Raw genomic sequence first — 14,680 nt, forward strand, 5'->3', positions numbered from 1 at the left:
CCCCGCCACTGTGAACCGATCCCCACGCACGCACCGCAACCCCCGAGGCCGCACGGCCACGGCCGCCGCCCCCCGCCCCGCCTGGGGCTGGGCCCTGGTGGGCGCCGTAGCCGGTGTGCTGCCCGCCGTGGTCGCGTTTGCGCCCGCGCACTGGCTGGCCAGCGGCGTGGCACGCGCCACCCAGGGGCAGGTGCAGCTGCTGCAGGCACGCGGCACGGTCTGGACCGGCTCGGCCCAGCTGGTGCTGACCGGTGGCGCCGCCAGCCGCGACAGCGCCGCCCTGCCCGGCCGCGTGGACTGGCAGCTGCGCCCCAACTTCGATGGCCTGCGCGTGCAGCTGCACGCCGCCTGCTGCACCCCCGCCCCCTTGCAGGCCCGGGTGCAGGCAAGCTGGGCGGGCATGACCCTGAAGGTGGCCGACGGCCAGAGCCAGTGGCCGGCCGCGCTGCTGGCGGGCCTGGGCACCCCCTGGAACACGCTGCAGCCCCAGGGCCAGCTGGCCCTGCAGACCCAGGCGCTTGCCCTGCGCTGGGCAGCGGGCCGCATGCTGCTGTCGGGCCAGGCGCAGCTGGATGCACGCGCCATGTCGTCGCGCCTGTCCACACTGCGCCCCATGGGCAGCTACCGGCTGGCCCTGCAAGGCGGCGAAGCGCCGACCCTCACGCTCAGCACCCTGGACGGCGCGCTGCAGCTCAGCGGCACGGGCCAGTGGGTGGGCCAACGCCTGCGGTTTGCGGGCGAGGCCAGCGCCGCCCCCGAGCGCGAGGCCGCCCTGTCGAATCTTCTGAACATCATCGGACGGCGCAATGGCGCGCGCTCCATCATTACCGTGGGTTGAATCTATGACCTCCTTGTTGTCTCCACGCCTGCGTTTTGCTCTCAAAACAATAGCTGCAAGTGCTTTACTAGCGGGCGGCAGCGGCCAAATTATTGCCCAAACTGCGATCGACACCCGCACTGGCAGCGTGCGCCCGAGCGAACCCGTCACGCTGAACTTCGCCAACGCCGAGATCGAGGCCGTGGCGCGCACCATGGCCACCATCACCGGCCGCAACGTGGTGGTGGACCCGCGCGTGAAAGGCCAGCTCAACCTGGTGACCGAACGCGCCGTCACCCCCGCGGCTGCGTTCCAGCAGTTCCTGGCCGCGCTGCGCCTGCAGGGCTTCACGGTGGTTGAGGCCGCAGGCCTGTACAAGGTGGTGCCCGAGGCCGACGCCAAGCTGCAAGGCGGCAACGTGAGCGTGGTGCAGGGCAGCAGCGGCAACGCGCCCAGCGGTGGGCAGATCGTCACGCAGATCTTCAAGCTCAACTTCGAGAACGCGGCCAACCTGGTGCCGGTGCTGCGCCCACTCATCAGCCCCAACAACACCATCAACGTGAACCCCGGCAACAACTCGCTGGTGATCACCGACTACGCCGACAACCTGCAGCGCCTGGCGCGCATCGTGGCAGCCATGGATGTCTCCAACGCCAGCGACGTGGAAGTGATTCCGCTGCGCAACGCCATCGCCGCCGACATGGCGCCCCTGGTGGCCCGCCTGATCGACGGTGGCAGTGCGCCCGCCGCCACGCCCGGCCAGGCTGACACCTCGTTCAAGACCACGCTGATCGCCGAGCCGCGCAGCAACTCGCTCATCCTGCGCGCAGCCAACCCGGCCCGCGTGGCCCAGGTGCGCGCGCTGGTGGACCGGCTGGACCAGCCGCCCGTGCCAGGCAGCAGCGCCGCCAGCGGCAACATCCATGTGGTCTACCTCAAGAACGCCGATGCCACCAAGCTCGCCACCACCCTGCGCGCGGCCATGGCGGCCATGGGCACGGGCAGCGCTACCGGGGCCGGTGGTGGCGGCAGCCCGGCCGCCGCAGCCCCCAGCACGGGCCTGAGCGGCGGTGGCAGCAGTGGCAACATGCTGTCCACGGGCAGCGGCCTGTCGGGCTCCGGCAGCAACAGCGGGCTCGGTTCTGGCAGCAGCGCCATGGGCACCAGCGCCACCAACAACAACCAGCCCTCCACGGGCGGCCTGATCCAGGCCGACCCCACCACCAACTCGCTCATCATCACGGCCCCCGAGCCGCTGTATCGCCAGCTGCGCGCCGTGATCGACAAGCTCGACGGCCGCCGCGCGCAGGTTCTCGTGGAGAGTCTGATCGTGGAAGTCTCTGCCAACAAGGTGGCTGAGTTCGGCATCCAGTGGCAAGGCCTGCTGGGCAAGCAAGGCGACGGCACGATTGGCGTGATTGGCTCCAACTCGGGCCAGGCGGGCATGAATATCCTAAATGCCACCGCCGCGCTGGCCACGGGCAATTACACCGCGCTCACCGGCAACAGCGGCTTGGGCAACGGCCTGAACCTGGCCCTCGCACCACGCATCAATGGCCAGTACTACCTGGGTGCGCTGGCCAACTTCCTGCAAAACAGCGGCGATGCCAACGTGCTCTCCACCCCCAACCTGATGACGCTGGACAACGAAGAGGCGCGCATCATCATCGGCAACAACGTGCCCTTTGTGACGGGCTCTTACGCCAACAGCTCTGGCAGCAGCACGGTCAACCCGTTCACCACTGTGGAGCGCAAGGACGTGGGCCTGATGCTCAAGGTTCGCCCGCAGATCAGCGAGAACGGCACGGTGAAGATGGCGATCTACCAGGAGGTCTCCAAGATCGACTCCGCGACCCTCAGCAACGCCAACGGCCCCACCACCAGCAAGCGATCCATCGAATCGAACGTGGTGGTGGACGATGGCAGCATCATCGTGATCGGCGGCCTGCTGGAGGACAGTTATTCACAGGGCCAGGACAAGGTGCCGGTGATGGGTGATCTGCCCGTGGTGGGCGGTCTGTTCCGCAGCGAGAACCGGTCGCGCAACAAGACCAACCTGATGGTGTTCCTGCGCCCCATTGTGGTGCGCGATGCTGCGACCAGCGAAGCGCTGATGGCCGACCGCTACGAGGCGATCCGTGCTCTGCAACAAACCACGCAACCTCCCGCCAGCGTAGTGATGAAGTCTGTGTCCGGCGCACCGATCCTGCCAGCGCTCCCCCCGCGCGCTGAACCCGCCGGTGGCACCGCACCCGCCCAGCCCCTGGCTCCTTTGCCCCCTGAGGCCTCGCCACGCTGAAGGGGCCACGACGCATGCGCCACCCCCTGCCCTACGCCTTTGCCCGCACGGCCCAGCTGCTGCTGGAGGATGACGGCCACCAGCTTGTGCTGTGGCATGGCCCCAGCCCCGACGCGGGTGCGCTGTCCGAGGTGCTGCGCAAGCACCCCGTGCAGCAGTTGCTGCCGCTCGATGCCCCCGGCCTGGCCCAGCGCATCAGCGCGGCCTACTCGCACAGCGAATCGAGCGCCGCCACGGTGGTCAGCGAGGTCGAGAGCGATGCCGACCTCTCGCGCATGATGCAGGAGCTGCCCGCCGTCGAGGACTTGCTGGAGTCGGCAGGCGATGCGCCCATCATCCGCATGCTCAACGCGCTACTCACGCAGGCGGCGCGCGACGGCGCAAGCGACATCCACATCGAGCCCTACGAGCGGCATTCGAGCGTGCGCTTTCGGGTGGACGGCACGCTGCGCGAGGTGGTGCAACCCAACCGCGCACTGCACGCCGCCCTGATCTCGCGCCTGAAGATCATGGCCGATCTGGACATCAGCGAAAAGCGCCTGCCACAGGACGGCCGCATCAGCCTGCGCCTGGGCACCCGCGCCATCGACGTGCGCGTGTCCACCCTGCCCAGCGCCCATGGCGAACGCGCGGTGCTGCGCCTGCTGGACAAAAGCGAAAGCAAGCTCAGCCTGGAATCCGTGGGCATGCAGGGTGACACGCTGCAGCGCTTCGAGGGCCTGATCAGCCAGCCACACGGCATCATCCTGGTGACCGGGCCCACGGGCTCGGGCAAGACTACCACGCTGTATGCGGGCCTGGGGCGGCTGGACGCCACGCGCAACAACATCATGACGGTGGAAGACCCCATCGAATACGAGCTGCCGGGCGTGGGCCAGACGCAGGTCAACAGCAAGATCGACCTGACCTTCGCCAAGGCCCTGCGCGCCATCCTGCGCCAGGACCCGGACATCATCATGATCGGCGAAATCCGCGACTTCGAGACCGCGCAGATCGCCATCCAGGCCTCACTGACGGGCCACCTAGTGCTGGCCACGCTGCACACCAACGACGCCGCCAGCGCCGTCACGCGCCTGACCGACATGGGCGTGGAGCCCTTCCTGCTGTCGTCTTCCTTGCTGGGCGTGCTGGCCCAGCGGCTGGTGCGCAAATACTGCACCCACTGCCACGGTGCGGGCTGCGATGCCTGCGGCCACACGGGCTACGCGGGCCGCACGGGCGTGTTCGAGCTGCTGGTGACGAACGACGCCATTCGCGCACAGATCCACAACCAGGCCTCCGAGGCCGACATCCGCGCCGCCGCCATGGCCGATGGCATGGCCCTGATGCGCGAAGATGGCGAGCGCCTGATTGCGGCGGGCATCACCAGCCGCGAAGAAGTGCTGCGGGTGACGCGGGATTGAAGTGAAACACCCCCTGAGTCGCTTCGCGCCTTCCCCCTCTCTCGCCTTGCTGCGCAAGTCGGGAGGGGGACGCCCCCGGTGCAGCGGGGCGGCCCTTGCACGGGGGCGCTGGCCTGGGCCGCGCCGGTTTCACCAGCCATGCGCCCTTCGCTATCGCTTTGATAGCTGCTAGCGCTTGATGGATAAGCGCTAGTGGCCTGAATACCTCAAACCCAAAAACTACCGGATCTGCAGCGCAGGCCGGTGCCCCACCGGGGCCGCTGGGGCTGCGGTCATTTCGAACGCCACAGAGGCGCCATCCTGCAGCTTGAACTGGCTGACCGCATTGGTCAGGTGGTGCGCCTGCTCCCTGAGGGATTCGGACGCGGCCGTGGACTCCTCCACCAGCGCCGCGTTCTGCTGCGTCATCTGGTCAAGCTGGGTGACCGACTGGCTGATCTGGCCGATGTTGTCGCTTTGCTCGGCCGACGAGGCGGTGATCTCGGCAATGATGTCCGACACGCGGCGCACGCTGCTCACGATCTCGGTCATGGTCTGGCCCGCCTGGCTCACCAGGCGCGAGCCGTCTTCCACCCGCTCCACCGACGAACCGATCAGGCCCTTGATCTCCTTGGCCGCCTCGGCGCTGCGCTGCGCGAGGTTGCGCACTTCGCTGGCCACCACCGCAAAACCGCGGCCCTGCTCACCCGCGCGTGCGGCCTCCACGGCGGCGTTGAGCGCGAGGATGTTGGTCTGAAAAGCGATGGAGTCGATCACGCCCGTGATGTCGGCAATCTTGCGCGAGCTGGTGGTGATCTGGTCCATGGTGGTCACCACCTGCGACACCACGGCGCCGCCACGCGCAGCCACTTCGGCGGCCGATGAGGCGAAGTCGCTGGCTTGGCGCGATGACTGGGCGCTTTGCTGCACCGTGCTGGTCAGCACTTCCATCGACGAGGCGGTTTCTTCGAGGTTGGCGGCCGTCTGCTCGGTGCGGTGGCTCAGGTCGTGGTTGCCACTGGCAATCTCGGAGCTGGCCGTGGAGATGTTGCCCGCTGCATCCTGCACTTCGCGCACCAGGCTGCGCAACGCATCCTGCATGCGGCCCATGGCACCCACCAGCTGGCCCACCTCATCCTGGTTCATGGGCGCCACATCGCGCGACAGATCGCCGCTGGCGATGCGTTCGGCCAGTTCCTGGGCTTGGCCCAACGACTTGGTGATGGAGCGCACGCTGAAGAAGGTGAGCGGGATCAGCACCGCCAGCCCCAGCACCAGCCCGATGCCGATCAGCGCCGACATGGTGGAGGTGCGCGACTCGACGCCCGCACGGGCTTCGTCCATCTGCGTGCGGGCCGAGCTGGCCAGGCTGGAGAACAGCTTGTCGGTGGCCTCCATGTGCACCTTGAGGCGGTCGGCATAGGCCCCGCCGCCGGCACCGTCCAGCTGCGCACCCTCGATCTTCTCGAAGATGGGGGAGATGCCGGTTTCGTACTGCTTGATCTCGTCCAGCGACTTGTCGATGGAGGCCACAAACGCCGCGTCGCCCGACTGCACCTGCCGCACCTCGGCCAGGCTCTTGCGCAGCGAAGCCAGGGTCTTGGCCCAGGACTCGCGCAGGGCAGACACCTCGACCGAGTTGTTGAAATTGATGATGATGTCTTTTTCGGTCCGGCGGAGGTCACCCAGGGTGGTGCGCAGCTCGGACATGTCGGTCAGCGTCTGCACCCGCTCGGAGAACAGCACCTGCAGCGTGCCACGCGTGCGGTCCAGGGCCACATAACCCATCGCACCAATGACGACCAGAAGAATCAGGGAAAAGACGGTTCCGAAATAGAGACGCGTGCGGATGGAGAAGCGGCCGAGAGCATTCATGGCTCTTCCTTACAATTTTTAACAGACTACCCAGCATAGCAAATTTGGTGCCACACCCACCAACCGGCCTTCTGGGCCGGACGTTGGGGGAAATATAGGCCCAGCCGCCGCCCCCGCCGCACAGGGTAAGCACGGCCCCATGGCCCTTTTGTAGGGAAACCACGGGGCCAGTAGCCGCTCTTATCCAGCCGTTCAGACGGGCTTGAGGGGAATGTAGAGTTCGCCGCCGCCGCGCTGGAACTCCGCCGCCTTGGACTCCATGCCCTGGGCCAGCGCATCGGCCTCTGCCACGCCCTTCTGCTTGGCGAAGTCGCGCACTTCCTGCGTGATCTTCATCGAGCAGAACTTGGGTCCGCACATGGAGCAGAAATGCGCCACCTTGGCCGAGTCCTTGGGCAGCGTCTCGTCGTGGTACTCCTTGGCCGTCTCGGGGTCCAGGCCCAGGTTGAACTGGTCCTGCCAGCGGAAGTCGAAGCGCGCCTGGCTGAGCGCATCGTCACGCGAGCGGGCGCCGGGGTGGCCCTTCGCCACGTCGGCCGCATGGGCCGCGATCTTGTAGGCAATGATGCCCTGCTTCACGTCGTCACGGTCGGGCAGGCCCAGGTGCTCCTTGGGCGTCACGTAGCACAGCATGGCCGTGCCCATCCAGCCGATCATGGCTGCGCCAATCGCGCTGGCGATGTGGTCGTAGCCGGGGGCGATGTCGATGGTCAGCGGGCCCAGGGTGTAGAACGGCGCTTCGTGACAGGTCTTGAGCTGCTCGGTCATGTTGGCCTGGATCATGTGCATGGGCACGTGGCCAGGGCCTTCGATCATGGTCTGCACGTCGTGCTTCCAGGCCAATTGGGTCAGCTCGCCCAGCGTGTGCAGCTCGGCAAACTGCGCTTCGTCATTGGCGTCCGATGCGCAGCCGGGGCGCAGGCCATCGCCCAGGCTGAACGACACGTCGTACGCCTTCATGATGTCGCAGATGTCCTCGAAGTGCTCGTACAGGAAGCTCTCGCGGTGGTGTGCCATGCACCACTTGGCCATGATGGAGCCGCCGCGCGAGACGATGCCCGTGCGCCGCTGCGCCGTGAGGTGGATGTAGGCCAGGCGCACACCGGCGTGGATGGTGAAGTAGTCCACGCCCTGCTCGGCCTGCTCGATCAGCGTGTCGCGGAAGATCTCCCAGGTCAGGTCTTCGGCCACGCCGCCCACCTTTTCAAGTGCCTGATAGATCGGCACGGTGCCGATGGGCACGGGCGAGTTGCGCACGATCCAGTCGCGTGTGGTGTGGATGTTCTTGCCGGTGGACAGGTCCATCACGTTGTCGGCACCCCAGCGGATCGCCCACACGAGCTTTTCCACTTCCTCTTCAATGCTGGACGTGACAGCCGAGTTGCCGATGTTGGCGTTGATCTTGACCAGGAAGTTGCGACCAATCGCCATCGGCTCCACCTCGGGGTGGTTGATGTTGGCGGGGATGATGGCGCGGCCCCGGGCCACTTCGTCGCGCACGAATTCGGGGGTGATGATGCGCGGGATGCTCGCACCCATCGGGTTGCCCATCAGGCGCTGCTCACGGCCTGCATCGGCCATGTACTGCTCCATCCATTCGCGCTTGCCGTTTTCGCGGAGGGCCACGTATTCCATCTCGGGGGTGATGATGCCCTTCTTGGCGTAGTGCATCTGCGTGACGTTGGCACCGGCCTTGGCGCGCAGGGGCTTGCGCTGCAGGGCTGCGGCCTCGGCACGCAACTGAGCCAGGCGGGCGGCGTCTTCGCTCTTCTGGCCATCGTCCAGCGCCACGGGGGCACGGCCTTCGTAGTGCTCCACGTCGCCACGGCCGGTGATCCAGCCGCCGCGCACACTGGCCAGGCCCTGGCGCACATCGATCACGGCTTCAGGGTCGGTGTAAGGGCCGGAGGTGTCGTACACGCTGACCAGCTCGCCGTTGGTGAGCGCGATGTCGCGCACGGGCACGCGCAGGTCGGTGTGCAACTGGCCGGGGATATAGGCCTTGCGCGATGCAGGAAAAGGTTCGCGTGTGCGTGCCAGCAGCTCGGCAAACTTTTCAGGGGCGGCGAGCTTGGCGTGGGGATCGGGGGCGTTCATGGGCAGGTCTCCTGGTTCCGGTGGCGGTGGGGTCTGCTCCGGAATGGACCTGTGCGCCCCCCAGGTACGGCAGCGCCTGGGGCATGGCGTGCCAGCAAAAATTGCGGGCACGGGGACAAGGAGGTCGGCTCTTCTTCCGCCGGTATGAACCGGATCAAGTTCGTCGGGTTCGCAAGCTCGCCTGAATTCCTTCAGGACCCTTGCATCTCAGCGCATCAGCACACCCCGGAGCAGGCGCGAGTATAGGGCAGAGGAAAACCGGGGTGGCAAAGCACCCGCATCAGGGCATCAGGCTAGGCGGCCAATGAAGATCACTGCAAAGAAGAAGACGGTCGCAATCACCGTCCATTTGAGGATGACCAGCCCCAGGCGCTTGTAGCGCGCCTGCCCGGTACCGGCATAAAACGCAAACGACACGGCCGCCGCCAGAAGCAGCAGCATGGCCAGCCAGCGGAAGATCAGCATCGCAGCACTACCAGGCGCGCACGGGCTGCGCAAAACCGGTGGGGGCCTGGCGTTCGTCCTCGAAGGTGACCACCTCCCAGGCATCGCGCTGGGCCAGCAGCTCGCGCAGCAGCAGGTTGTTCATGGCGTGGCCCGACCGGAACGCGCTGTAGGCCGCCAGCAGGGGCTTGCCAATGAGGTACAGATCGCCCATGGCGTCCAGGATCTTGTGCTTCACAAACTCGTCGTCGTAACGCAGGCCGTCGCTGTTGAGCACCTTGTAGTCGTCCATCACGATGGCGTTGTCCAGCCCGCCGCCCAGCGCCAGGCCGTTGGAGCGCATCATTTCCACATCGCGTGTGAAGCCGAAGGTGCGGGCGCGGGCGATGTCGCGGCTGTAGTTGCCCTTGCCCAGGTCAAACTCCACGCGCTGGCCGGTCGAATCCACGGCCGGGTGGTCAAAGTCGATTTCAAAGCTGAGCTTGTAGCCGTGGTACGGCGTGAGGCGCGCCCACTTGGCGTTGGCGCCTTCACCCTCGCGCACCTCCACGGGCCGGGTGACGCGGATAAAACGCTTGGGGGCGTTCTGCAACTCCACCCCGGCGCTTTGCAGCAGGAACACAAACGAAGCCGAAGACCCGTCGAGGATAGGGACCTCTTCGGCCGTGATGTCCACATACAGGTTGTCGAGCCCCAGGCCCGCGCAGGCCGACATCAGGTGCTCCACCGTGTGCACCTTGGCGTTGCCCACCGCGATGGTGGAGGCCAGCCGCGTGTCCGTGACGGCCTCGGCCCGGATCGGAATGTCCACGGGCTGGGGCAGGTCCACCCGGCGGAAGACGATGCCGGTGTCCGGCTGGGCCGGGCGCAGCGTCAGTTCGACCCGCTGGCCGCTGTGCAGTCCGACGCCGACGGCGCGGGTCAATGTCTTGAGGGTGCGTTGCTGGAGCATCCGCGCATTTTAGTTTCTGCCCCCCTGCCCCGCACACACTGAGGTTTTGCGCGCTCGCGCGTGCCGGGTAGGTAGAGCTACCGCAGCGTTTTCACCTACTGCGCCCGGCCCGGCCTTCGCCGCACAATCCTCTGGCGGCAGCGCCCCGGCGCACCCTGCAAATACAAAGTGACAGCCTACAGAGACCGACAGACGCCGCCCCACCGGAGAAAGCACACCATGAGCAAGCTCAGCTTCAAAATGAAAATCATGCTCATGATCGGCACCGCACTTGCTGCGCTGCTGATCATGGCCATCATGTCCCTGCTGCAGGAGCGCCGGCTCATCAGTGAATCGCGCAAAGACCTGCTGACCACAGCCGTCCAGTCCGCCCACAGCATCGTGGCGGCCTACCAGGCCAAGGCTGCCAGCGGCGCCATGCCGCAGGAAGAAGCCCAGAAGGCCGCCAAGGAGGCCCTGCGCCTGGCGCGCTACGGTGGCCCCGAGGGCAAAACCGAGTACTTCTATATCTGGACCACCGAAGGCGTGGGGGTGATGCACCCCTTCAAGCCCGAATGGGATGGGCAGGACATGCTGGGCAAGGTCAAGGACGGATCGGGCGTGGACATCATCGGCCTGCTTGTGAACGGCATGCGCAGCAGCAAGGATGGCAAGGCGTTTGTGCCCACCATGTTTGCCCGCCCCGGCCAGACCACGGCCGTGCCCAAGCTGCAGTACATCGTGCGGGTGGAAGGATGGAACTGGATGGTGGGCTCGGGCCTGTACACCGATGACGTGGATGTCCTGCTGCAAAAGGCCCTGTGGTCCAGCCTGGCGCTGGTGGTGGTGGTGTTCCTGGTGGTGGGAGCCATCGGCCTGATCGTGTCGCGCTCGGTGCTGCGCCAGATCGGTGGCGAGCCCACCGAGGCCATCGCCATCATGCAGGAAGTGGCCGAAGGGAACCTGGATGCGCAGATCCCGACCTCCCATCCGGGCTCGATGCTCGACGGCCTGGCCCACATGGTCACCTCGCTGCGCAAGCTGGTCACCGAAGTGCGGTCTGCCACGGACAGCATTGCCACGGCGTCGGGCGAAATTGCCCAGGGCAACAACGACCTGGCCCACCGCACCGAAGACACGGCCAGCAACCTGCAGACCACGGCCAGCAGCATGGAAGAGCTGACCAGCACCGTCAAGCAGACCTCGGACTCGGCGCAGACCGCCAACCAGATGGCGACATCCGCTGCCGCCGTGGCGGCACGGGGCGGCGAGGTCGTGTCCCGCGTGGTGTCCACCATGCAGGACATCAACGCCAGCAGCAACAAGATCAGCGACATCATCGGCGTGATCGACGGCATCGCGTTCCAGACCAACATCCTGGCGCTCAACGCCGCCGTCGAGGCCGCCCGCGCAGGCGAACAGGGGCGCGGTTTTGCTGTGGTCGCTAGCGAGGTGCGCAGCCTGGCCCAGCGCAGCGCCGCAGCCGCCAAGGAGATCAAGGCCCTGATCGATGCGTCTGTGGAAAAGGTCGCATCGGGCACGCAGCTGGTGGGCAACGCAGGCGCCACCATGACCGAGATCGTGGACAGCGTGCAACGCGTGACGGACATCATTGGAGAGATCCGCTCGGCCACTTCCGAGCAGAGCCAGGGCATTGCCCAGGTCAACACCGCCGTGAACCAGCTGGACCAGATGACGCAGCAGAATTCGGCGCTGGTGGAGCAGTCTGCTGCAGCCGCCGACAGCCTGCGCGAGCAGGCCATGAAGCTCACCCAGGTGGTGGCGCTGTTCCGCGTGAATGGCAGCACGGCGGCCCCCGCTCCAGCCAGCCGCCCCGCGCCCGCGCCCCGGCCCCCAGCAACCGCCCCTGCCGTGCGTGCCGCCGCGCCCCGCCCGGCCCTGGCCAAAGCCCCGGCAGCGCGCCCCGCAGCCTCGGCGCCCAAACCGGCAGCGGCCCTGCCGCCCAAGGCCAGCAGCCCCAAGCCCGCAGCAGACAACAACGACGACTGGGAATCCTTTTAAAGGTCTGATATTGAACGGCTGAAGCAATGACTTCGCCGCGCGGGTGCCTTCGCCCCCGCAAAGCCAGCCACCGCATCCATCCCGCCGCCACCAAAAGAAAAACCCTGCCAGCGTGAGCTGGCAGGGTTTTTTGATGGAGGCTTGCTCAGCCCCGGAAGCACCGGAGCCGCAGCCCACCAATCAGTCGGCTTGCTTGCGCAGGAAGGCCGGGATCTCCAGGTCATCCATGCCGCCGGACGACAGGGCATCCACGCGGGCTGCTGCCTGCGTGCGGTTGGTGCGCCACACGCTGGGCACCGACATGCTGCCGTAGTCGGCCTGCGCACTGCCTGCATGACCACCTTGCACGCCCACGGCGCCGCCCATCGTGCCCACACCCGCCACGGGCATCTGGTAGGCCATGTTGTCCGTGCCCGTGCGCAGGCCGCCCTGCACCACCGAGATAGGCTGGCGGCGCGCATTGGCGCGCGACAGGCCCGTGGCCACCACGGTCACGCGGATCTCGTCGCCCAGGGTTTCGTCGTAGGCCGCACCGAAGATCACATGTGCGTCGGTCGATGCATAGGCGTTGATGGTGTTCATGGCCTGGCGCGACTCGGACAGCTTGAGGCTGCCCTTGCTCGCCGTGACCAGCACCAGCACGCCCTTGGCGCCCGACAGGTCGATGCCTTCGAGCAGCGGGCAGGCGATGGCCTGCTCGGCGGCGATGCGCGCACGGTCCGGGCCGCTGGCCGTGGCCGTGCCCATCATGGCCTTGCCGGGCTCGCCCATCACGGTGCGCACGTCTTCGAAGTCCACGTTCACCTGGCCGTACTCGTTGATGATTTCAGCGATGCCGCCCACGGCGTTCTTGAGCACGTCGTTGGCGTGCGCAAAGGCCTCGTCCTGGGTGATGTCGTCGCCCAGCACATCGAGCAGCTTCTCGTTGAGCACCACGATCAGCGAGTCCACATTGGCTTCGAGCTCGGCCAGGCCTTCGTCCGCGTTCTTCATGCGGCGGCCGCCTTCCCAGTCGAACGGCTTGGTGACCACACCCACGGTCAGGATGCCCATTTCCTTGGCGATGCGCGCGATCACCGGGGCTGCCCCGGTGCCCGTGCCACCACCCATGCCCGCCGTAATGAACAGCATGTGCGCGCCCGAGATGGCGTCGCGGATGTCTTCCACTCCAGCTTCAGCGGCATCGCGGGCCTTTTCAGGCTTGCCGCCTGCACCCAGGCCACTGTTGCCCAGCTGGATGACCCGGTGGGCCGAGCTGCGCGTGAGCGCCTGCGCGTCGGTGTTGGCACTGACAAACTCCACGCCCTGCACGCTGCGCGAGATCATGTGCTCGACGGCATTGCTGCCGCCGCCGCCCACGCCGATCACCTTGATCTGGGTGCCCTGGTTGAATTCTTCGGCTTCGATCATTTCGATGGTCATCTTGGAGCTCCTGTTTCTAAATTCGTATGCAATTGCCAAATGGGGGTTGGGGTACCGGGTACGGGAGAGCGTGGCGGTCCTGTACATCGCCATCGCTCACGCGGCGTTTGATGGGGACTCCCTCGCGCCAGCCAGAGTGGGTATTTCATGGTCAGAAATTCCCCACGATGAAATCTTTAAAGCGCCCGAACGCAGTCTTCATGGACCCGCTCTTTTGCGCCACCTTGAAGCCGCGCAGGCGCGCCAGCCGGGCTTCTTCCAGGAGCCCCATGACCGTGGCCGCACGGGGCTGGGCCACCATGTCCGCCAGCGCGCTGGAATACTTGGGAATGCCCCGCCGCACGGGCTTGAGGAAGATGTCCTCGCCCAGTTCGATCATGCCGGGCATCACCGAGCTGCCGCCCGTGAGCACGATGCCCGACGACAACACTTCTTCGTAGCCCGACTCGCGCACCACCTGCTGCACGAGCGAGAAGATTTCTTCCACGCGCGGCTCAATCACACCGGCCAGCGCCTGCTTGCTCAGCATGCGCGGGCTGCGGTCGCCCAGGCCCGGCACTTCCACCTGCGCCTCGGGGTCGGCCAGCAATTGCTTGGCATAGCCGCTTTCGACCTTGATGTCTTCGGCGTCCTTGGTGGGGGTGCGCAGCGCCATGGCGATGTCGCTGGTGATGAGATCGCCCGCAATCGGGATCACCGCAGTGTGGCGGATCGCGCCGCCTGTAAAGATGGCCACGTCGGTCGTACCCGCGCCGATGTCCACCACCACCACACCCAGCTCGCGCTCGTCGTCGGTCAGCACGGCCTGGCTGCTGGCCAGCGGGTTCAGCATGAGCTGCTCGACCTCCAGGCCGCAACGGCGCACGCACTTGATGATGTTCTCGGCCGCGCTCTGCGCGCCGGTCACGATGTGGATCTTGGCTTCGAGGCGGATGCCGCTCATGCCGATGGGTTCCTTCACATCCTGCCCGTCGATCACAAACTCTTGCGGCTCCACCAGCAGCAGGCGCTGGTCGCTGCTGATGTTGATGGCCTTGGCGGTTTCGACCACACGCGCCACGTCGGCGGACGTGACTTCCTTGTCCTTCACCGCCACCATGCCGCTGGAGTTGAGCCCCCGGATATGGCTGCCGGTGATGCCGGTGTACACGCGCTGGATCTTGCAGTCGGCCATCAGCTCGGCTTCTTTCAGCGCCTGCTGGATGCTCTGCACCGTGGCGTCGATGTTCACCACCACGCCACGCTTGAGGCCGTTGCTGGGCGCCACGCCCAGGCCAGCCAGTTTCAGCTCGCCCCCGGGCAGCACCTCGGCCACCACGGCCATGACCTTGGCCGTGCCGATGTCGAGCCCCACCACCACGTCTTTGTACTCTCTTGCCATATCAGCCTCT

General features: G+C 66.5%; 10 protein-coding genes and 1 riboswitch. Of the genes, 4 read left to right on the top strand and 6 right to left on the bottom strand.

All coding sequences use genetic code 11. From position 1 onward, the window contains the following. Positions 1-10 precede the first annotated feature (10 nt). Genes gspN through CBY09_RS08875 form a run of 3 tightly spaced genes read left to right on the top strand, consistent with a single transcriptional unit; the run spans position 11 to position 4,519 of the window. Positions 11-838 (top strand): type II secretion system protein N, encoded by an 828-nt coding sequence (gene gspN, locus CBY09_RS08865; protein ID WP_094289385.1) that lies wholly within the window; start codon positions 11-13, stop codon positions 836-838. A 4-nt stretch (positions 839-842) separates the two neighbouring features. Beyond that, entirely contained in the window at positions 843-3,116 is a 2,274-nt protein-coding gene (gene gspD / locus CBY09_RS08870; RefSeq protein ID WP_094288626.1) for a type II secretion system secretin GspD, read from the top strand. A 14-nt stretch (positions 3,117-3,130) separates the two neighbouring features. Then, the gene (locus CBY09_RS08875; protein WP_094288628.1) at positions 3,131-4,519 is read left to right on the top strand and encodes a GspE/PulE family protein; all 1,389 of its coding nucleotides are present in this window, start codon (positions 3,131-3,133) and stop codon (positions 4,517-4,519) included. A 219-nt stretch (positions 4,520-4,738) separates the two neighbouring features. Here the strand turns inward: CBY09_RS08875 and CBY09_RS08880 are convergent, their stop codons facing one another. From CBY09_RS08880 to lpxC, 4 genes are all read right to left on the bottom strand, one after another. Then, positions 4,739-6,373, bottom strand: a complete 1,635-nt coding sequence (locus tag CBY09_RS08880) for a methyl-accepting chemotaxis protein (RefSeq protein WP_094288630.1) — start codon at positions 6,371-6,373, stop codon at positions 4,739-4,741. Between the two features lie 192 nt (positions 6,374-6,565). Further along, entirely contained in the window at positions 6,566-8,470 is a 1,905-nt protein-coding gene (gene thiC, locus CBY09_RS08885; RefSeq protein ID WP_094288632.1) for a phosphomethylpyrimidine synthase ThiC, read from the bottom strand. 114 nt (positions 8,471-8,584) lie between these two features. After that, a riboswitch (TPP riboswitch) is annotated at positions 8,585-8,708 on the bottom strand. 50 nt (positions 8,709-8,758) lie between these two features. Further along, positions 8,759-8,935, bottom strand: a complete 177-nt coding sequence (locus CBY09_RS23850; protein WP_165773891.1) for a hypothetical protein — start codon at positions 8,933-8,935, stop codon at positions 8,759-8,761. Between the two features lie 7 nt (positions 8,936-8,942). Beyond that, positions 8,943-9,866, bottom strand: a complete 924-nt coding sequence (gene lpxC, locus CBY09_RS08890) for a UDP-3-O-acyl-N-acetylglucosamine deacetylase (RefSeq protein WP_094288635.1) — start codon at positions 9,864-9,866, stop codon at positions 8,943-8,945. Between the two features lie 219 nt (positions 9,867-10,085). Between lpxC and CBY09_RS08895 the strand changes: the two genes are divergently transcribed. Then, positions 10,086-11,867: a methyl-accepting chemotaxis protein gene (locus CBY09_RS08895; RefSeq protein WP_094288637.1), complete on the top strand. Its 1,782-nt coding sequence runs from the start codon at positions 10,086-10,088 to the stop codon at positions 11,865-11,867. Positions 11,868-12,047: 180 nt separating this feature from the next. On the opposite strand, the gene ftsZ is transcribed toward CBY09_RS08895, so the two are convergent. Next, the gene (gene ftsZ, locus CBY09_RS08900; protein WP_094288639.1) at positions 12,048-13,289 is read right to left on the bottom strand and encodes a cell division protein FtsZ; all 1,242 of its coding nucleotides are present in this window, start codon (positions 13,287-13,289) and stop codon (positions 12,048-12,050) included. A gap of 151 nt (positions 13,290-13,440) precedes the next feature. Further along, the gene (gene ftsA, locus CBY09_RS08905) at positions 13,441-14,670 is read right to left on the bottom strand and encodes a cell division protein FtsA (protein ID WP_063460085.1); all 1,230 of its coding nucleotides are present in this window, start codon (positions 14,668-14,670) and stop codon (positions 13,441-13,443) included. Positions 14,671-14,680: the final 10 nt, after the last annotated feature.

Source organism: Acidovorax kalamii (assembly GCF_002245625.1).
Classification (GTDB): Bacteria; Pseudomonadota; Gammaproteobacteria; order Burkholderiales; family Burkholderiaceae_C; genus Acidovorax; species Acidovorax kalamii.